General features: G+C 35.9%; 11 protein-coding genes. 3 read left to right on the top strand and 8 right to left on the bottom strand.

What is annotated here, in order from left to right:
- Positions 1–131 precede the first annotated feature (131 nt).
- Together N4T20_RS16775 and N4T20_RS16780 are read left to right on the top strand one after the other, a co-directional pair.
- Positions 132–1,205 (top strand): LuxR C-terminal-related transcriptional regulator, encoded by a 1,074-nt coding sequence (locus N4T20_RS16775; RefSeq protein WP_313771875.1) that lies wholly within the window; start codon positions 132–134, stop codon positions 1,203–1,205.
- An 81-nt stretch (positions 1,206–1,286) separates the two neighbouring features.
- A complete protein-coding gene (locus tag N4T20_RS16780) occupies positions 1,287–2,642 on the top strand; it encodes a hypothetical protein (RefSeq protein ID WP_260670269.1) in 1,356 nt (451 codons plus the stop codon).
- A 72-nt stretch (positions 2,643–2,714) separates the two neighbouring features.
- Here N4T20_RS16780 and N4T20_RS16785 read toward each other — a convergent pair whose 3' ends face one another.
- The 5 genes from N4T20_RS16785 to N4T20_RS16805 all read right to left on the bottom strand — a co-directional run bounded on the left by N4T20_RS16785 (position 2,715) and on the right by N4T20_RS16805 (position 8,986).
- The gene (locus N4T20_RS16785; protein ID WP_260670270.1) at positions 2,715–4,499 is read right to left on the bottom strand and encodes a mechanosensitive ion channel family protein; all 1,785 of its coding nucleotides are present in this window, start codon (positions 4,497–4,499) and stop codon (positions 2,715–2,717) included.
- A 98-nt stretch (positions 4,500–4,597) separates the two neighbouring features.
- Complete coding sequence (locus N4T20_RS16790) at positions 4,598–5,104, bottom strand: acetolactate synthase small subunit (RefSeq protein WP_260670271.1); 507 nt, start codon at positions 5,102–5,104, stop codon at positions 4,598–4,600.
- Between the two features lie 416 nt (positions 5,105–5,520).
- Entirely contained in the window at positions 5,521–6,546 is a 1,026-nt protein-coding gene (locus N4T20_RS16795; protein WP_260670272.1) for an NAD(P)-dependent alcohol dehydrogenase, read from the bottom strand.
- A gap of 230 nt (positions 6,547–6,776) precedes the next feature.
- Positions 6,777–7,379, bottom strand: coding sequence for a murein L,D-transpeptidase catalytic domain family protein (locus tag N4T20_RS16800; protein WP_260670273.1), 603 nt, complete (start codon positions 7,377–7,379; stop codon positions 6,777–6,779).
- Between the two features lie 326 nt (positions 7,380–7,705).
- Positions 7,706–8,986 carry a S28 family serine protease gene (locus N4T20_RS16805; protein ID WP_260670274.1) on the bottom strand — a complete coding sequence of 427 codons (1,281 nt, stop codon included), beginning with the start codon at positions 8,984–8,986 and terminating at the stop codon, positions 7,706–7,708.
- A 208-nt stretch (positions 8,987–9,194) separates the two neighbouring features.
- On the opposite strand from N4T20_RS16805, the gene N4T20_RS16810 reads away from it, so the two are divergent.
- Positions 9,195–10,412 (top strand): M24 family metallopeptidase, encoded by a 1,218-nt coding sequence (locus tag N4T20_RS16810; protein WP_260670275.1) that lies wholly within the window; start codon positions 9,195–9,197, stop codon positions 10,410–10,412.
- 846 nt (positions 10,413–11,258) lie between these two features.
- Here the strand turns inward: N4T20_RS16810 and N4T20_RS16815 are convergent.
- From N4T20_RS16815 to N4T20_RS16825, 3 genes are all read right to left on the bottom strand, one after another.
- Positions 11,259–15,110 carry a M43 family zinc metalloprotease gene (locus N4T20_RS16815; RefSeq protein ID WP_260670276.1) on the bottom strand — a complete coding sequence of 1,284 codons (3,852 nt, stop codon included), beginning with the start codon at positions 15,108–15,110 and terminating at the stop codon, positions 11,259–11,261.
- A gap of 262 nt (positions 15,111–15,372) precedes the next feature.
- The gene (locus tag N4T20_RS16820; RefSeq protein WP_260670277.1) at positions 15,373–16,833 is read right to left on the bottom strand and encodes a SusD/RagB family nutrient-binding outer membrane lipoprotein; all 1,461 of its coding nucleotides are present in this window, start codon (positions 16,831–16,833) and stop codon (positions 15,373–15,375) included.
- 11 nt (positions 16,834–16,844) lie between these two features.
- On the bottom strand, positions 16,845–20,051 hold the full coding sequence (locus N4T20_RS16825; RefSeq protein ID WP_260670278.1) for a SusC/RagA family TonB-linked outer membrane protein: 3,207 nt from the start codon (positions 20,049–20,051) through the stop codon (positions 16,845–16,847).
- Positions 20,052–20,167 lie beyond the last annotated feature (116 nt).

Here is a 20,167-nt window from a genome sequence, read left to right on the forward strand (position 1 = left end):
CATGAAACTGGGAGATTTTTCATTTTAATGGACTGATCTAAAACCATATTTCAAAAAACGGCATTCGTAATATATGAATCTTTTTTTTGTATTTTTAATCCTTTACAAGCTGCTTCTATTACTTGATTAAAATGCTAAAAGAAAAAACATTCCAGATTTTCTTCTTGACAATCTTTATAACTTTCTCTATTCCGACTTGCTACGGACAATACAAGATTTCGGGTTATATTGATGCCGAACAGCCAAACAAAACCGTTTACCTAAGTCTGCTGAAATATGATGAAGAAAATATGATTACTGAAAATCAGATTCTTTTTTCGACTCAAACCAATAGCTCGGGGTATTTTGAATTTAAAGGACAGCTCTTGTCTGAAAAAGACAAACTTTACCGAATTCATTCTAATATCAATACAATCAATGGACTGCAATTAGTGCGTGATCATGAGAAAAACAATTATTATAATTTTATTTTTTCAAACAGAAATTCGATCTATTTTCCTAAATCTGGAGACACTTGGTTTAGCCAATCCAAAAACAGCAATTTGGCCGATAAGGAATGGAGAAAACTTCAATCTTTTGAGGATCAACTAAAAAAAGATAATATTCAAATCAAAAACAAAGAAGCACAACTCCAAGCTGTAAATGATTTTGCCGAAAAAGTAAAATCGTATAGCGAAAAGAGCATTAAGCATCCGTTGCTGCAGCTTTTGGCTTTTTCAGACTTGAAACGAAATGATTTTAATATCAAAAAAGATTTTGAAAAGAATGGGGCGTTTTATGAGGCCATTTCAAATTCTCTGAAAAACTACTACGGAGAAACCTCTTATTACCTTCAGTATCAAGATGAAATTTCAAAAATTTCCCATGCTATTTTGCAGCAGCAATATGCATTTCAAAAAAAGCTGAATTATACGCTGGGTATATTGGTTTTCATTTTGGTGCTTACTTCCATTTTTCAATTCAAAAAATTAAAAGCTTTAAAACCCAAAAAAGCAATACAAGAAATTTCAAATCTGACATTGACCAATCAGGAAGAGAAAATTACCAAACTGATTCTGGAAGACAAATCAAACAAAGAAATTGCCGATGCGCTTTTCATTTCCCTAAGTACGGTAAAAACGCATATTCGAAATCTATATGCTAAATTGGATGTAGCAAACCGCCACGAATTGGCAGAAAAACTGAAAAATCATCCTTGGGATTAGTCCCAATTTCAGCCTTTGCTTAACTGATTTTCAAAATCCCCAACCCTAATTTTGTCTCCGAAATCTTAAAATTAATCGGAAATGAAAAAGAATCTTTTATTGATAATCTTCGGCACAATTCTGCAATTTGCCACTGCACAGAACACAGAAAAAGCATTAAAAAACAGACAAAATATTCAAACGAGTCTTTTAGAAGCAAAAGCGCTTTTGGAAAAGGATAACGGAAAACTTTGGGGAAAACCAATCTGGAACGACAGCATCATCGTAATCGATTTTGACAATTCCATCTATAGTTTAATAAAACTGCAAAATAGCAAAACTGACAACGGCATTTTGTATTCTAAAATTATGGAACCCAATTCGCTGGTTTTTGTCAATACAACTCAAAAATATGAAGGGAAAGAATATGCAACGGTTCTCAATAATTACTTGGACGACAAAAGCGCTACTATTATCCATGAATTATTCCATCTGCTGCAAATGAAATCTCGAAAATTTAACGGAAATCCGATTGAATATCTCGACGAAACCAATGCCCGTATTTTACTGCGATTGGAATATCAGTCATTAAAAAACGCTTTGAAAGCCATTATTGAAAAAAGAAAAACCGATGAGGTTAAAAACCATTTAAAAGATGCTGTCATTTTTAGAAAAGAAAGGCAACAGCTATATTCCAAATATCTGAATGATGAACTGGAAATAGAAACATTAGAAGGTTTGGCCAATTATACCGGTTTTGTTTTATCATCTAATGACAATAAATACGAAAAAACAATTGAAGAAATTAACCAGCGAGAAGAAGCTAAAACATATACCAGACCTTTTCCTTATGCCACTGGTCCAGCCTACGGATTGGTTTTTGATTATCTAAATATAAGTTGGAGAAATGGTTTAGATAAAACATATAATTTTACTGATATTTATGAAGTTATGGTTTTAAAATCAAAATTAACTATTACCGAAACAGAATTAGAATCAGCCAAATCCAGAAATAATTTTGCTGCAATACGCAAACAAGAAATTACCCGTGAAGAAGAACAAAAAAAGCTAATTGCCTACTACGCTGATTTATTAATTAACAAGCCAACTCTAAAAGTCGCGCTTACGGATATTGACCATTACGGCCGCACATTTAACATGAATGGCACATTGACTTTAAATGATAAAGAAATTGTTTATTCCAGCATTAAGGGACGAGACAAATCAGGCAAAAACTTTGGAAATTTTACTACTATTGAAGGCAAAAATCAATTGGGAAAAGCCGGTATTTTAAGTTATGAAAAAAACGGACAAACCTATTTTGTTTTTCCGATTCCCTCAAAAATTGAAGGCAAAAAAATTATAAGCGAGTTTTACGAAATAGAGCTGAATGCAGATTGGGAAATTGTAAAGCAAAATGATGGAAATATGGAAATTGCAAAAATCTCCAAAAGCTAACTAACAGCTCTTATAAAACGAAAGCAGTCTGTCTTAAGAGGTTATCTCGACTTTTTAAAACAGACTGTTCTTTTACAATAACGTCTCCTGATTATCAGGATTAAAACTGCCCTTTGCAGGATATTGTATGCTATCTTTTAATTCTTCTACTTTTTTTGGATCAAATTTAGGCAGCTGCAATTCATTATTTTCTTTCCATTTTTTTACTGTTTTGGTAATTTCACTGCTTTTTTCGCTTGAAACAGGTGTATCGCGCGCCATGTATAATGTTTGTGACGGATAAGCCAATGAGGTACCGCTTTTTTCTATAATGTCCATCATTCTCAATAAAAGATCTTCCTGAGCTTCTTGTGAGGTTTCAAAATTTATAGCTTCAATATAAGCTGTAATTTCCACTTTTAAAGAATCTGCAGTAATTCCCGTAAAACGGACTATTGGCGTTGAATTTAAAACAGCTGGATGCGCATACAGCAGCGATTTTATTTCTACAAGCAGATAACGCATCTGGTCTGGAGTCGTTTCCATTCTAAACCCTAATATCGGATTGAATATAAAACGATCTCGGTGGGCATAATTCTCTATTTTGCTAGCCGATAATTGGCCATTTGGAATGGTTACAATGCTTCGCGCTGCCGTACGTAACGTAGTAGAACGCATACCGATAGATTCTACAGTTCCCTTGATATCATCAACTCGGCAGTAATCTCCAACACGCAGCGGCTGGTCTGCAATAAGGCTCACGCTTCCGACAAAGTTTTCTATAGTTTTTTGAGCTCCCAGAGCCAATGCAATCCCCCCAATTCCAAGTGCGGCAAGTCCGGCTGTAACATCTACTCCTATAATTCCTAAGATTGCAATGATCCCGATTACAACAATTGCCGCTTTCATCGTACGGCTTAAAAACAATACTGCCGATACTGCAGAAGCACGTCCGCGACTAGTCATTCTGCTTCGCGTAAACATACTCACAAAATCGGTCATTCTCCAAAGCAGAATTAAAAACGCTACAATGCCAATCGTCATTATGATAATGCTAAATCGCTGGCGAACAATTATCGAGATTCCCATGCGCTGCGTAAATGCCACAAACAAAATTACCGTAAGATACATTTGAACGGGCAGCGTGAAAGCTTCAATAATTGCGTTTCCTTTCTCGCTATCGGCTTTTTTCCATACTTTTTGAAGCAAAAATATAAAGACAAATATAAGCAGTCTTGACAGCAGATAAGTAACAACAGTCATGATAACCACTACTCCCCAATGTCCAATAGGAACATTTCCGAACTTCTTTTCTATTAAAACTTTTGGCAATACCCGGTCTAGAAACGTCTTTTCTCCGCTAACATCTGCCGCCAGAATCGCTTCTATTGTTTCAGCAGAAAAAAGCCACAAAGCAGGCTGGCTGTCATCTGACTGATTTTCTAAATATAGCTGTATATCGACTTTGTCTGTAGATATATTTCCAACCAAATCTATGCCTGTTGCCAAATTATCGTCTACTCGCCCTAATTCTTTACTGCTTAAAATTGATGATGGCGAAAAATTACCGCCCTGATCCAACAGCTGCTGAAAAGTCTTTGCAATTTGTATTCTTTCAGCCGTTTTGCGATACGAACGTTTGCTGAGCATAAAATACTGGCTGGCTCGCAGGTAATTCTGATCTCCAATTGCTTTTATAAATCCGTTTACAGTTCCCTGAGGCGTTCTTCTTCCTAATGAATCATCCGGAACTTTTACAGGTTCTTCGGTCGTAGTTTTTGCTCCGCCTAAAAGCTGTGCTTCTAGTTTACAAGGGGTTATCATTAATACTGACAAGAACAGTAAAAAAGATAATAAACGTTTAGCATCTACCATCATATTTTTTTGCTTTAGAAACTTGGTCTTTTAAAAATAAGAAATATAGCAGAAAAATAAAACGTTTCGGCAAGAAAACAGCTTTCTTACCGAACATTTTTCTAAATATCTACGCAAAAACCTTCTGGAGACTTTATCAAGGCAATTTTGGCGCTCTTTACAAATTCAATTACCCCTAACCGATTAAATGTTTCAGTTAAATATTCTATTTCCTCATCTGCACCTGCTGCCTGCAGTATGGTGAAGTCTTTTTGAATCTCTGAAACTTTAAGATCATTTTCACGAAGCAGGCCTTCCATTTTTGCATCTGTCATAAATAGTGCTGTTGGAATCTTAAATAATACGATCTGCACTGCAGCTATTTCTTCGTTTAACGAGTAATAGCATTTAAAAACTTCTATAATTTTCTCTATCTGCGCCGCTAAATTTGTAATCGTATCCAATGTTTCATTTACCACAATAGTGTGTCTGTACATTTTATCAATTTCACAAATAGAAATATTAAGGCTCAAAATCTCTATTTGTTTTCTTATAAACATTGAGCTTAACTTAGCGATTAATCTTATCTGATCTTCTGAATAAATGGTAAGGGTAAATTCTTTTTTCATTGCTGATTTTTATTTGTGTTTTTGAAGGGATTTGAAGGAGAAATAAAAAAAGCCTTTCACATTTGACTGAGAAAGGCTTTTTTTGAATAGACAATAGCATCCTGACTCGTCATGTGATACGAATAATGATAATTGAAATAATAATGCTATTCTGAACTGAAATTTTCATACTTGCCATAAACAAAAAAACCTCCCGCTGAGGGGAGGTTTTTCTAAATTGTAAATTTTACTTATTTATATAACATCCCTTCACTACTATCGAATGATAATTGTGATAATAATTGAAGCGATGTTAATTATATTTTTCATTTGCTTATTTGGAAGCACAAATATATTGATATTTTTTAATCTCCAAACATTAATTATGGCAAACAAAAAATCCGTTCTCTGAAACGGACTTTTTTTGCTTTTGAATTTTAAGGTATTAAAACAGCTCTGCCTTTTATTTTTCCCTGTCTCATTCTTTCATAAACTTCGTTGGCATCATCAAGTTTATGTTTTTCAATTTCTATATGAATTTTCTTTTGTCTTGCCAAACCCACAACTTCCATCAGTTCTGTTCGAGATCCCCAATACGGATTGGTCATGCTTACGCCAAAAGGCAAGCCGTTCATGCTGTACTGATAGTGCCCTCCGCCAAGGCCGACAATTGTAAGATCTCCATCAAGACTTACTACCTTTGTGCCTAAATCTATTGTTGAAGTTGCTCCTACAAAATCAAGAACCACTTTTGCTTTTTTGATTCCTGTGATTTTCAAAATCTGTTCTGCTGCATCAGCATCTTTAGAATTAATTGCAAAAGCTGCTCCCAGTTCTTTGGCAAAAGCCAATTTATCTTCGGTAACATCGCAGGCAATAATGGCTGCGCCGCTTATTTCTCTTAATATTTGCAATGCCACATGACCCAATCCTCCAACACCAATTACGACAACATATTCGTCGGGCATTAATTTAGGAAGAGAACGCTTTATGGCAGAATATGGCGTAAGTGCCGCATCTGTCAGTGGAGCGGCAATAACTGGGTCTAAATCAAATATTGGCACCAAAAGTCTAGAAGATGGCACCAGCATATAGTCGGCCATACCGCCGTCTAAACCTAAACCGCCACCGTAAGCCTGCTCAGATTGATGATCGCAATAATTTTCTTTGGATTGCTGGCAAGGCTTGCAGTGTCCGCATCCCCAAGGACCGTATACCAAAACGGCATCTCCTTTTTTATATCCTTCAACATTTTCACCAATTTCCTCAATCCATCCAGCATTTTCATGTCCTAGCGTAAAAACGGTTCCAACCACTGTTCCTTCATCTATAATATGCAGGTCTGAGTGGCAGACACCAGCACCGCCAATCTTTAATAACACTTCATCACCTTTAGGAACAGGTTTTTCGATATCATTAACCACACGGACATCTTTATGCCCAAAAAAACGTACTGCTTTCATAAAATAAACTTTTAGATTACTATTCTACTAATTTACAACTTGTATTTTTTATCAGGTTTATCAGACCAGTTAAGTTTATCCTAATTTATTGCTCACAGCAGGTAATTCTTAGCCAAAAACGGCTATCATTTGGAGAAAGGGATAGTAAAAATCTAGTTTATGGATATAAAAAAAGAGAACCTAAGCTCTCTTTAATTTTTTTATCTAAATCAATGTTTTAACTATTGATTTTAATAGTAAACTGACAATAAGATTTTAGAGTTTGAACTCTCTATATATTTTGAAAGTCTGCCTAAAAATTCTTGATTAACCATTGGGCAGCCATGACTATTGATGATATAGTATTCTTTTTCATCAGAAGGAACTTCTTTGTAAGAATGCAATACAATGGCACGTTTCATGGCATTATTATTCGATTCGTCTAATCCGGCAAGTCTGAAAGCTTTTCCGAATATTCCTTTATATGGTTTTTCTACCGAATATCTTCCTAGCGAAGTGCAGTTAGATTCTGGAGCATTGCTAAATTGCAAGATGTCTCCTTTTATTCCAGTTTCAGAACCTTTTCCGTGTGCTACCAAACCCTGATCAAGAATTTGATTGTTCTCTAGATCGTAAACAAAAAAACGGTTTCTTCCCGATTTAATTTTCATATCCACAAGAAAAGCAATTTTGTTGCTATACTTATGATTTGATGCCGTAAAAGCTTTAATCTCATTTACGTGCTCAGTAAGTCTAGCAAATTCAACTTCGCTTAAAATATCATCCTCGTCCCACATATTTAAAGACGTGAAAGAACTTAAGGAAAAAAGGAGTGCCACTAAAAATACTCTCATACCAGGCAGACAGTTAAGTTAATAATCATAATTTGGGGGATTGATAAATTAATGTTGCAAAAATATACACAAAGTTTATACAATTCCCATATCATAAGTTAAAGTTATTATAATTATCTGAAAATAACAACATTGTATGTTAAAATTCGATTAACCTACCACATTTCATGACAAAACGTGTTAACATTATCTCAACCTAACTTTTTTTCTTCTAATTTATTGCGAATGAGCCTAAAAAAAAATAATTTCTGCTAAGTGAAATATCACTTTACAGAAATTATTAGAAACATAAGCACATTAGTAATTTTTATTTTACTTGTGGCTTTCTAATCCAGCCACTTTTTTAGCGTGTCCATTATGAGCGCTTGATCTTTCTCAGGAAAATCTTTTACTCTTGTGGAATGGCTTCCTCCTGGAAGCACCATTTTTAATGCATCAACACTAGGCTTTGGCATTGGAGAGCAAGAGAACCATGTGTCATAACCTCCGTAGATGTACAAAATTTTATCTCCTTTATTTTCTACATACTTACGCACTTTCTTAATGTATTTTGGATTGTATTTTATAACAACATCTTTTGGAGCAAATCGGGCGTTAGAACTGCTTTTTACAATAGTCAGCAAATCGGCAACAGGCTCCAAATCAAACCCATAATAGCCTAACTCGCTTAAATGCTGATAATATGACGGCAGATAGACGAAAGACATTTTATCGTTATAAGTGGCTACACCCACTATTTTGTTTAAATAATCGAAAAGCTCTTTTGCAGGGGCGTTTGTTGGCGGAATTTCATCGCATTTGCCTCCCCATTGCCAAAACGAAAAGGGAAATTCTAAAACGGCATATTCCAATGCTTCAGCGAAAGGAACTTCAGTAAATGACATCTTTTTTGCTGTCGAATAGTCTTTAAAAGCCTCCAATACTGCTTCTTTATTTTGCAAAACAGCTCTTTGAAACGCTGTTATCTTTTCTCTGCATTCTGGTGTTCCAATTGTTCTGGTATGCTGTATTGTTCTAGGATCCTCACAAGTATTTATAAGCGGAGCAACATAAGGCATTGCCACATCAATATCATTTGGATATATAGATTTATAAATTAAGGCTGTCTCTCCTCCTTTGCTAATTCCTGTTGAAATCCATTTGCCTGAATATATTTCTTTCAATTTAGTCACAATTCCATGATAATCTGCAATAGCTTGATCATTGGTTAAATATTCCCACTGAATCGGATTTGGTCTTGATTTTCCGTAAAAGCGATATTCTACAGCAACCTGATTGGCTTGCAGCAGACTGCTCACTTCACTTTTAATGTTTTCGGTATTATAACCATGAGTTTCAATTACTGTGGGTCTATCGTAACCCAAGTGAGAAAGGTAAATGTAATGCTGAAAAGTTCCTTTTTCTGGGTGTTTATGATCTAAAGGCTCATCTAAAATGAGCTGGTAAGATTCGGTATAATTTTCTAAATTTTCAATTCGAGTAATACTGGCTTTTGGGAATAATTCGGTCAGCTTTTGCTGCAAGTCTGTTGAAGATTCTTGTGCCGTAACTGCAATGTAGTTTAAGCAAAGAAAGAACAGCGCAATAATAAAGGATTTTCGATTCATTTTAATCAAGTTATTTTTGAGTTTTTAAAAGTAAGTGCTATACAAAGCAAAAACCGATACTATATTACCCTTAAAATGTAATATTTTATCTAGTTTACATCAACATAGAACAAAATCGAAATAATCCTTTAATTTTATTGAAAAATTGAAACTTTACATCAGTTTGGCAAATTACAGCACATTAAATAATAACTAAAAAAAATAAAAAATGACAATAGGAGTTGGCGGATCAACTATAGCTATCGAATTAGAAAAAATACAAAACATGACGCTTGGCGTGGTGCCCATAGCGTTATCAGAATACAAACAGCGTATCAAAAAAGCGGTTTCTTTAATGAAGGAACTTAACTGTAAAGCGCTTTATGTAAATGCAGGAACCAATCTGTATTATTTTACAGGCACAAAATGGAATCCGTCTGAGCGTATGGTTGGCGCTATACTTTTTGAAGATGAAACAGTTGAATATATTGTTCCTAAATTTGAAGAAGGAACTTTTAAGACTTTTATGCAGATTGAAGGAAACTTAAATTTCTGGGAAGAACATGAAAGTCCTTCTGAATTGTTTGGACATATTCTGAAAAATAAAAATATTACTGATGGCGGTATTGCGTTAGATGAGTCGGCTGCTTTTTTTCTTATTGATGGAATCTCAAAAGCAAATCCAAACTTTAGTTTTGTAAATGCTCAACCTATAACTGCGGAATGCAGAATGCATAAATCAGCCAATGAAATTGCTATCATCCAAAGAGCCAAAGACATAACCATGACTGTGCAAAAAGCGGCGGCGCGCATTTTGCATCCGGGAATTTCAGTAAGCACAGTAGTAGATTTTATACACAAAGCACATATCAAAGCGGGTATTGCATCGGGTTCTTATTTCTGCATTGTCCTTTTTGGAGAAGATTCTCAGTATCCGCATGGGGTTACTGCTCCTCAAAATTTAGTAGAAAATGATGTGGTTCTGATCGATACTGGCTGCCGCTTAGAAGGGTATTTATCTGATATCACCAGAACTTACGTATACGGAACTCCAAATGAAGAACACCGAAAAATCTGGAATCTTGAAAAAGCAACTCAAAAAGCAGCTTTTGATGCAGCACAAATTGGAGCCACTTGCGGTTCTGTCGATGATGCTGCTAGAAAAGTTCTGGCACAAGCTGGTTTAAGCGGCGATTATGAAATTCCGGGCTTACCACATCGCGTGGGACATGGCACAGGGTTAGACATCCATGAATATCCATATTTAGTACGAGGCAATCAAACCACTTTAAAAGAAGGAATGGTCGTTAGCAATGAGCCTATGATCTGTATGCCAGGACAATTTGGTATTCGTCACGAAGATCATTTCTATATGACTGCAGATGGACCAAAATGGTTTACGGAACCGATGCTGAGCATTGATAATCCTTTTGGATTAGACGTTTAAAATAATTCCGCGATTATATAAGAGAGCTGTCATAAAAGACGGCTCTTTTTTTTATGTGCCGCTCCGCTGGAGCTTTTGATCTTTGGGAACTGAATTTTTCTATAAATATTTGGCTTCTCCGAAGCTTTGTATTTTTGCGCATCATTATAAACATAGTCCAAGATTTCAATCTTGGAGACACAAAATATTCACATTGCGTACCAATGGTTAAAACCATTGGCTATATTTTTTTTACATTTCGTTATATATGTCGCTCCGCTGGAGCTTCTGGTCTTTGGCAAACTGAATTTTTCTATAAATATTTAGCTTCTCCGAAGCTTTTGTCTTTTATTCAAACTTTGTCATAATTTGAAATTTGATTATTCTATAAATATTTGGCTTCTCCGAAGCTTTGTATTTTTACGCATCATTATAAACATAGTCCAAGATTTCAATCTTAGAGACACAAAATATTCACATTGCGTACCAATGGTTAAAACCATTGGCTATATTTTTTTGCATTTCGTTTTATATGTCGCTCCGCTGGAGCTTCTGGTCTTTGGCAAACTGAATTTTTCTATAAATATTTAGCTTCTCCGAAGCTTTTGTCCTTTGTTCAAACTTTGTCATAATTTGAAATTTGATTATTCTATAAATATTTGGCTTCTCCGAAGCTTTTTTACACAACTTTATCAAATTTTGCGTAGGCTTTCAAAAGCCCCAGCGGGGCAAAATATTTATAGAAATAAATTTTACACGCTTAGAGAAAGCTCCGTAGGAGCGAAATATTTCCATCAAATACAATTAAAAAAAATAGAGCTGCCTATTTTCATAGACAGCTCCCTTTCATTTTAACTAAATTAACTATTACTCAACCAATAATTTTTTCTTTTCGACAAATTTTCCATCAGTTGCCACAACAATGTAAATTCCTTTATTCAAATATTTAAGAGAATAAACTGTTGTATTGTGCACTGTCTCTACTAGATGTCCTGTACTATTGTAAATTGACACTTTCACTTTGCTTATATCTATGTTTTCAAAAGTAAAGTTAACAACATCTGACGCTGGGTTTGGATACATTGCGAATGCTTTTGTCGTATTTGTATTTATACCTGCTAAACCAGCGCTTCCAGATTGTAAATCAATGGTGCGAGAAGCGCTCCATTCGCTAAAAGCTTGTCCATTTATTGCTCTTACTCTAAATTCATATACTGTTTGAGTTCCTTGTTTTGGAATCCATAAATAATATGTCGTAGAAGTTCCAGCCGATGTCCATCCTGATGAAGTATTTAACTGCACTTCATAAGATGCTGCATCTGTTGATGTTGCCCAAGATGCATAAAATCCTGATGAGTACACACCTGCATTTCCAAGATTAGAAGGAATTGTCAAAGTTGCCGGATTTGGAGGTACAGAAGTTCCTGCAGTTACTGTATAATCTTCGATTTCGCCATCTCCAAGATTTCCGCACGTAGAAGACGGGTTTGCATTGTACTTCATTACAACTCTCATTCTAGTGCTTCCTGTAAATGCTATCGGTGTAAAACTTGCTGTTACCGCACCATTTGAAGAAATATTATTAATTACTTTTTCTGATGCTTCAAATTGGTTGTTTTTATTGTAGTCAATCCAAACTCCCCAATATTCAGTGTATGCAGAACCTGTAAAACCAGGTGTTAGGGTAACGCTCGTGTTTGCATTAGGATTTAGTGTAATTACTTTTGAAGTATAATCGGCATAACCATTAGCCTCTTTTCCTGATGCATTTACAAAACTTCCTACTGCTACAGAACTTATATATTCGTAACCGTTTGTGCCTTGCGCAGTACACAATGGAGCTGCCGGAATTGTTACAGTAGCTACATTAGAATAGGCTGAATAATCTGTTCCTGATTTTGCTCTTGCTCTATATTTATACGTGCTTCCAACAGTTAAACCAGTATTTGTATAAGTTGAAGCAGTGCCTGCTAGTGTAGCAATTTCTGCATAAACATCATCTGATCCTGCTCTTTCTATAATTACATTTGAAGCGTTTGTCGCATTATTTGTCCAATTAAGCACCGTTTCTAAATTTGCTGCATTTGCTGTCGCAGTCAAGTTTGTTGGAGCCAGTACTGTATTAGTCGTTTGTACTCCTGCTAAAATTGGTTCGTTTGGTTTTGTGTTATAAGCAAAATCTAAAACAGTATAACCTACACCGCCTGCTTCTACTTTTACGTGAAGCCATCCGTAACAAGTACGTCCTCTGCTTGTATATTCAAAACCAACATATCCTGTTTTGTTATCCCAAGCTGTATAAGAAGCCGTTCTCAAATCCAATTGATTTGGATAATTTCCTGGCGCTGCAAAATTGCTCGAAGCTCCAATAGAAGTTCCTTGGCTCAAGAATGATATGTTTCTTGTTCCAGCTTCAGAAACCAGTCTTTTTCCATAAGTTTCAATTTTTAAAGCTGCGGCCGCATATTGCCATGCTCCATACTCAGTATTGTCTCCAATACCCAAATCAAAATATTGCCAAGTTGATGCCGCGTTGGCTGTATAATCTGGATTGTTTACATAAAATACTCCGTAAGGCGCGTCAAATTTCAAATTGATTGTTTTAGAAGCGGTGTCCAAAGTAGCAATTCCTCCAGTTATGGCAGCATCTTTAAACGTAATTGTAACAACAGCGTCATTTGTCGTATTGTGTGCCGTTGCTTTTCCTGTAAAAGAAAGCACGGTTTTCGTATTGCTTTCCATCGTTAAAACTGCTGTTAATCCAGCTGGAACGCCTGTAATTGTATAGTCTGTCCCTGCTGTAAAAGTACCAGTACTTTTTGTGAATGTACCATTATTGGTAGTCAAAGCAATTGTCGCTGTCGAGGTTATGCTTCCGTCATTAACTTCAGCTTCATACAAGGTATCTGCCGATAAAGTTGTAGCTGTTTTATCAGTCATTCCTGTATAAATTGGAGTGTTTGGTTTAGTATTATAAGCATATTCCAAAATGGTATAGCCATCTCCGTCAGCGTTTACTTTAATTTTAAACCATCCGTAACACGTAAGTCCATCCATTAAATAATCAAATCCTACATAACCTGTTTTTCCATCCCATGTTGTATAACTAGCGGTTCTTAAATCTAACTGGTTCGGATATGCTCCCGGAGCAGTCATATTGCTTGTCGGTCCAACAGCAGTATTTGAATTCAGCAATGAAATGTTTCTAGTGCCTGGCTCGCATACAAGTTTTTTTGCATAAGTTTCTATTTTTAAGGCATTAGCAGCATAACGCCAACCGCCAAATGCACGATCATCTCCTTTTGCAATCTCAAAATATTTCCATGTCAATGCTGATGAAACAGTAACATCTGGCATATCTACAAAAAAGATTCCGTATGGGTCTGAGAATTTAAAATTAAAGAATAAAGAAGTGCAAGATAAATCTATTGTACCTCCTGTGAATGCAGCTGGTAAAAAGCTGATGCCGCCTGAAGCATTATTAACTAAAGCATGATTAGTTGCTTTACCTGTTAGCGTAACCGTAATTTGATTGTTTGAATTTACAGTAAGAACAGGAGTTATTCCTGCTGGGAAAGTGTGCGTAAAATGAGTTCCAGCTGTCAGTGTTCCTGAAGAAACAGCAAAAGTTTTGGTTCCGTTTAGTTTAATTATTGATGAAGTATCAAAAGAACCGTCATTTATAACCGCTTCTTTAAAAGCTGTAGCTGATGCAGTAAGCGTGCTTCCAGTTGCATTAACACCGGTATCAATTAAATTTTGTGCCTGCCACAAAGATTTTCTCGCAGGGTGTTCCAAAGCTGCCAGCATTCTGTCAATCTGACCTTGGGTGTACATTTTGTAACAGCCTTGCGCTCCATTGTACCCCATATAGTTTTCAAAATTTACTTTATCTCCACTGCAATTTGTTCCTGGAGTACAACCTAAAGTATGTTTACCATCTTCGGCAGGAGTATCGGCAACTTCGTCAGTGCCAGTACATCCTCCTTCAAAAGTATGAATCAGATTTAGGAAATGGCCAAATTCATGCGTAAGTGTTGCAGAAAATTCTTTACTATAGGAGTTATCATACAAATAAGCTCCGTTAAAAACGACACGAGCCGTATTGTTTGCTGTCATAGCTGAGTTAGGATACCATGCAACTCCCGAATTATTTGTAGCTCCGTCATTGTACAAATCATTTTGTATGTAAACATTCATATATTTGGTGTTGTCCCAAGCATCGGCAGCGATTTGATCATCATAGCCGCCTCCATTTCCGTAGCCATTTTTTGTCGGGTGAAATACAACTCCTGTCGTACATCCTCCGTTAGGGTCTTTCTTAGCCAGTTTAAACTCTATATTCAGCGTTCCGCGTCGAGCCTGAAAAAAGGGTTCTACTGTCTGGTAGTCAGCGTTACGGCCATTAAAGTCATCATTTAGTTGCGCCAAATGATTGACAATCTTTTCGTATGTAACAGTTTTCCCGCCTTGCACGTCGCCGTAAATGTGAAATACAACCGGGATGGTATAAGTAACTGCAGCCATTTTTGAAGTTGCAGATTTGCGTTGGGCGGCAAAATTTTTACTAAAAACATCAAAGTTCTTTTTCTCTTGAAGTGCATGCGGGTTGTTCCGGTACACTTTTTCATTTTCTTCGCTTGTCCGACATGGCAGACCTTGTGCACTAACTTTCATTATACTGAAAATCAGAAAGCAGATTAGTAATTTTGATTTCATTTGTTTAGGTTTTTAATTAGTAATTGATCAAAGTTACTGGAGGCATTCCTATTTTTCTGATAGTATTTTACTCGGAATTAATACATAATTATCATATTTTTAACCTTAAAAAAACACATAATAAAAAAATATTCACAATTAAACACTAAAAACAAAATCAACTTACAATATGCAAAAGCACCGTCTTTCCTTGTAAATGCTATAAAAAAAACCAGCACCTAAAAAGGTGCTGGCTCAAAAAACAAATTAAACTAACTCAAAATTAAAATTTGTCCCAAAAAATCTTCGTTGTCATTAAATCTCCTCCTATTGCCGCTGCAGCCGCTTCATAATTAGCTGCGTTCAGCGTTTTGTCAGATGTCGAATAAATATTTCTAACAGGAACTTTTCCGTTGGCTTCCTGCACTGCTGTAGGAGGCGCTACCAATATCGGATAATCTAGTCTACGGTATTCTGTCCATGCTTCAAAACCGCGATTGTAGTAAGCAATCCAAAGCTGATACGCAATTTTTTGTTTATCTGTACCTGTCGCAGTTGCGAAAGCAACATCAGGGCGCGCTAGATAAGTTTGAATATTCGCATCAGAAACTCCCCAAAATTTCATGCTTGCCTCTATTCCTTTCGTATAATATGTCGCTGCATCGGCTCCAACATTAAAACCTCTGCTTGCCGCATCAGCCAATAAAAAACACGTTTCTGTATAATCGAAAATCACTCCAGGATTTGTTTCTTTTCGCAATCTAAGTCCTGTGTTTGAGTAATCAACATATTTAACTAGCTGAGCGTATGGAGCTCCTTTGTACTTGCCATTTATTTTTGAAGCTGGATCAAAGAAAATATCACGTCTTGGATCTTCTTTAGCATTTAATTCATTAACAAAAAACTCTGCTATGTTAATCTGACTGCTATTCACCAAACTATCGTATAACGGATTCATATCTATAACCGAAGAATAGTACTGAAACAAAGCTGTATCAGCTTCTTTGCTCATTACTCCAGAGCTATAAGCACTTTCTACCATAGCTTTAGCTCTTGCAGGATCGACATCAGCAAGATGCAAGCCCATTTTTAGCTTTACGCTATTTGCCAATACTTTCCATTTAGCAACATTTCCTTGAAAAATTAACTCCGCTTTTTTATCAAAACTTGCGTTTGCAGTATCCAAATTTGCAATAGCCGCATCCAAACGAGAAGCCAAATCCAAATAGATTGTTTTAGCGTCATCATATTTTGGAAGAGGGAATTTTTTAATATCCAAAGCCTCAGTGTACGCCACATTTCCAAACAAATCAACCAATGTCTGATACGTCATTACAATTTGTATCTCAAGAATTGCCAGCTGATTTTTTTGCACTGCCTCTTCTACCGGACCTAATGCTTTTATCGCTTTAATTTGTTTTTGGGCATTAGTTAAATCTTGCAACACATCTCTATAAAGCAATACCGCATGATTGCTTCCTAAATTTCTTTTTGCCTGATTGTAGTTGGCTTCATCTGTATAAGTTGAAGTTGACCAATGCTGAACGTAAGCTCTGAAATTGTTTGAATTAACAGAAGCATTAGTCAAAAAATAAGCGTAATTTACTTGAGCGCTGGTCATTAAGGCTGCTGGCACTGCTGTTTCATAACCTTTTTTGTCCTGATTCATATTGTCCAGGTTATCGCATGAAGCTATTGTGCATAGAATAGCTCCAGCAAAAAATATTGTTTTTATAATTCTCATGTCTTTATTTTTTAGAATTGAACTTTCAATGTAAAACTATACTCTTTTGTTGTTGGTAAAACCCCTGATTGAAAGCCTTGTAAATTACCAGAAGATGCTCCCGCTTCTGGATCTGCGTAAGGAAGATTTTTGTGGATGATCCAAAGGTTGCTTCCATTTACAGCAAAGACCATATTATTGATGAATGTATTGTTTAAGAATCTTTTTGGGAATCTGTAGCTTAACCCAACTTCACGTAATTTAACATAAGACGCATCGTAAACATATTCTTGCTGTGGCATAGAACCATAGAAATCGTATCCTGCAGCATCTGCAATTTCTGCAACCACGTCATTTGGCGTTCCATCTGCTTTAACTCCGTTTAGCAATACACCACCGCCATTTGCAACAGGCTCACGCTGTGGAACTCCATTGTGATTTTTACTCACTGTGCTTTCATAAATACCTGTCTGATGCCCGAATTGCTGATCTAAAGAATAGACATCTCCTCCTTTTTTAACATCGATTAAGAAGTTAAACGAAATGTTTTTATAGGTTAACACGTTGTTGAAACCGCCAATCCAATCTGGATTTACATCACCGATTACTGCTCCTGAAGTCTTTTTGTAAGTTCCGTCAGGATTAACAACTCTCTGTCCGTTTAAGTAAGTATAGCCTGAACCCACAAGCTGACCAACCGGTTTGCCCACTTCTGCCACATAGCTTACCCCTTGAAAACCTCCTAATGAAATCTGATTTGCTCCTCCTAAAGAAATCACTTCATTTTTATTAGTTGACCAGTTTACGGTCGCTTGCCATGTAAAATTGTTTGTTTTGATTGGAGTAGCATTTACTGTTAACTCAAATCCTTTGTTTTGAACATCTCCACCATTAATCCATGCTCTTGTATAACCTGTTTGAGTAGGCGTTTCAATAGACAGAATCTGATTTGTGGTATTTGATTTGTAGTAAGAAAAATCAACTCCTAATCTATTTTTGAAGAATTTAAGTTCAAGACCTGCCTCAAAACCTTTTGTCAACTCACTTTTTAAGTCAGAATTACTTCTGCTGTCTTCTGTTGAAAAACGAATTCCGTTAGGTCCAAAATTATTATTTTTAGAAAATCTTGGAGAAGTCACTGCAAATTGAGCGTCATTTCCTGTTTCAGCATAGTTTAAACGCAACTTACCGAAAGAAAGCCAATCTGCTTTGATGTGATTGCTAAAAATATATGTTCCTGTAATTGAAGGATAAGAATAAGTGTTATTGTCTTTTGGCAAAGTAGAAGACTGATCTATTCTATATGTTCCCTCTAAAAAGTAAGTATCTAGATAAGCAAAATTTGCTGTTCCGTAAATACTGTTTGTTCCCAAAGTCTGTTCAGCCTCACCTGGATAGTTGATTAGATTAATTGAGTTTGTCAAAGCATAAATTCCTGGCACAACCAATCCGCCATTTGTCTCAGCATAAATAGAATTTAATACAGAACGTCTAGAGTTTCCTCCTAACATTCCTGTAAAATTAAGGCCTTCTGTGATAGCTGTTTTAAAATTTAAAACTAAATCTAAGTTGATTTCACGAAAGTTTTTATCATATCTAGAGTATTGCCCTAATCCATTTGACGTTCTTTTTGAACCTACAGCAATACGCTCTTCCTGCAACTGATGGTAAAAATCGACAGCACCTCTACCCATAATATCAAACCAGCTTGTTACCTCTGTTTTTAAGATTACATTTCCAAAGAAACGATCTCTTTTCATAGAGTTGTAATTGTTGTAACGCTGAAAATACGGGTTATCATGAAACAAAACAGTCAGCTTAGTTGGCGATTGCACGTTCCATGTTATGTTTTTACCTGTCAATTCGTAAGCTTCTTTAAGGTCTCCAAAATCGGCACTTGTACTATACCATTGTCTCACACTGCTCAAATAGTTGTTTCCACCATCTCCATACCCAGTCTCATTCATACCAATTGCGTCCGACTTCATATAATTTGATGATGCTGAAATTCTTGTTTTTGGTGCAATTTTATAGCTGGCAGAAAAATTAAAATTATCTTTTCTGTTGTCGCTATTAGGCAGAATTCCTTGTTGCTGATTGTAATTAGTATATCCAAATCTAAAATCACCTTGCTCATTTGCTCCCGAAATAGCAATATTATTAATGTAAGTCAAACTGTTTTGGTAAAAGCTGTTTGGATTCTTTTTTACCGCTGTATAAGGCGACAATTTTCCGTAAGTTGGTAAATTAGGATAAAAAGAATTCCAATTGTAAACCAATATCGAAGGATCAAATTTCGGTCCCCAAGAAGCATCTTCAATACTTACAGACGGATGAGAACCACTTCCTAAATCTACCGTCGATCCAAAAGATCCATATCCTCCACCATATTGGTTTTGATATTCTGGCAATGTTTCCTTATCAACCACACCAACGTTTATTCCAGTGCTGAAATCTATTCCTAAACCTCCTTTAGCTTTGCTTCCTTTTTTAAGTGTTACGATAATAACTCCATTTGAAGCTCTTGATCCGTATAACGCCGTTGCCGCAGCACCTTTTAAGACGTTCATTGTCTCAATATCATCAGGGTTTATATCTGAAGCAGCATTACCATAGTCATATCCTCCTTTATTACCGCTTGTCTTTTGTTCGTTTGTATTAGTGTTGTCATTGTTTAATATAATTCCGTCTACAACCCATAATGCTTGATTGTTTCCTGTCAAAGAGGTAGTACCACGAATAATAACATTTGTAGATCCTCCAATATTATTATTTCTTCTAATTTGCACCCCAGCAATTTTTCCAGAAATATTATTAGAAACGTTACCCGTATTTATTTTAGTAAGTTCAGATCCGCTTATTTCTTGTGTTGCATAACCCAGAGATTTTTTCTCTCTTTTAAGTCCTAATGCCGTAACTACGATTTCCTGCAATTGTGTAGACCCTGCAGACATTTTTACGTTTACGCTTTTGTCGCGTGCTGGAACTTCTTTAGTCTGCATTCCAATAAAGCTAAACACAAGCACAGCATTTGCATCGGCTTTTATTGAATATTTTCCATCAAAATCAGTCTGAGAGCCCGTTTGAGTTCCTTTAACCAGTATGCTAACGCCTGGCAAAGGCACTCCATTCTCATCTGAAACAATTCCTGACACTACCCGATCTTGGGCAAAGGTCAGTTTAGTTAACAGTACAAAAAAGAGTACTGCAATTTTTCTAAAATTAATCTTCAATTTCATAAAATGGTTTTATAATTAATGTGGCAAATATTTTGCTTTTTAGATAATTTTTCTGATAATATATTACCGAAAAACCTGATTATATTATCCTATAATTATTAATTTCATAATTACAC

This window comes from Flavobacterium sp. TR2, assembly GCF_025252405.1.
Classification (GTDB): Bacteria; Bacteroidota; Bacteroidia; order Flavobacteriales; family Flavobacteriaceae; genus Flavobacterium.

What these genes read in the sequence shown, in the direction of transcription:
- N4T20_RS16775 (WP_313771875.1), top strand. Translation starts at nt 132, where the DNA reads ATGCTAAAAGAAAAAACATTCCAGATTTTCTTCTTGACAATCTTTATA.
- N4T20_RS16780 (WP_260670269.1), top strand. Translation starts at nt 1,287, where the DNA reads ATGAAAAAGAATCTTTTATTGATAATCTTCGGCACAATTCTGCAATTT.
- N4T20_RS16785 (WP_260670270.1), bottom strand. Translation starts at nt 4,499, where the DNA reads ATGATGGTAGATGCTAAACGTTTATTATCTTTTTTACTGTTCTTGTCA.
- N4T20_RS16790 (WP_260670271.1), bottom strand. Translation starts at nt 5,104, where the DNA reads ATGAAAAAAGAATTTACCCTTACCATTTATTCAGAAGATCAGATAAGA.
- N4T20_RS16795 (WP_260670272.1), bottom strand. Translation starts at nt 6,546, where the DNA reads ATGAAAGCAGTACGTTTTTTTGGGCATAAAGATGTCCGTGTGGTTAAT.
- N4T20_RS16800 (WP_260670273.1), bottom strand. Translation starts at nt 7,379, where the DNA reads ATGAGAGTATTTTTAGTGGCACTCCTTTTTTCCTTAAGTTCTTTCACG.
- N4T20_RS16805 (WP_260670274.1), bottom strand. Translation starts at nt 8,986, where the DNA reads ATGAATCGAAAATCCTTTATTATTGCGCTGTTCTTTCTTTGCTTAAAC.
- N4T20_RS16810 (WP_260670275.1), top strand. Translation starts at nt 9,195, where the DNA reads ATGACAATAGGAGTTGGCGGATCAACTATAGCTATCGAATTAGAAAAA.
- N4T20_RS16815 (WP_260670276.1), bottom strand. Translation starts at nt 15,110, where the DNA reads ATGAAATCAAAATTACTAATCTGCTTTCTGATTTTCAGTATAATGAAA.
- N4T20_RS16820 (WP_260670277.1), bottom strand. Translation starts at nt 16,833, where the DNA reads ATGAGAATTATAAAAACAATATTTTTTGCTGGAGCTATTCTATGCACA.
- N4T20_RS16825 (WP_260670278.1), bottom strand. Translation starts at nt 20,051, where the DNA reads ATGAAATTGAAGATTAATTTTAGAAAAATTGCAGTACTCTTTTTTGTA.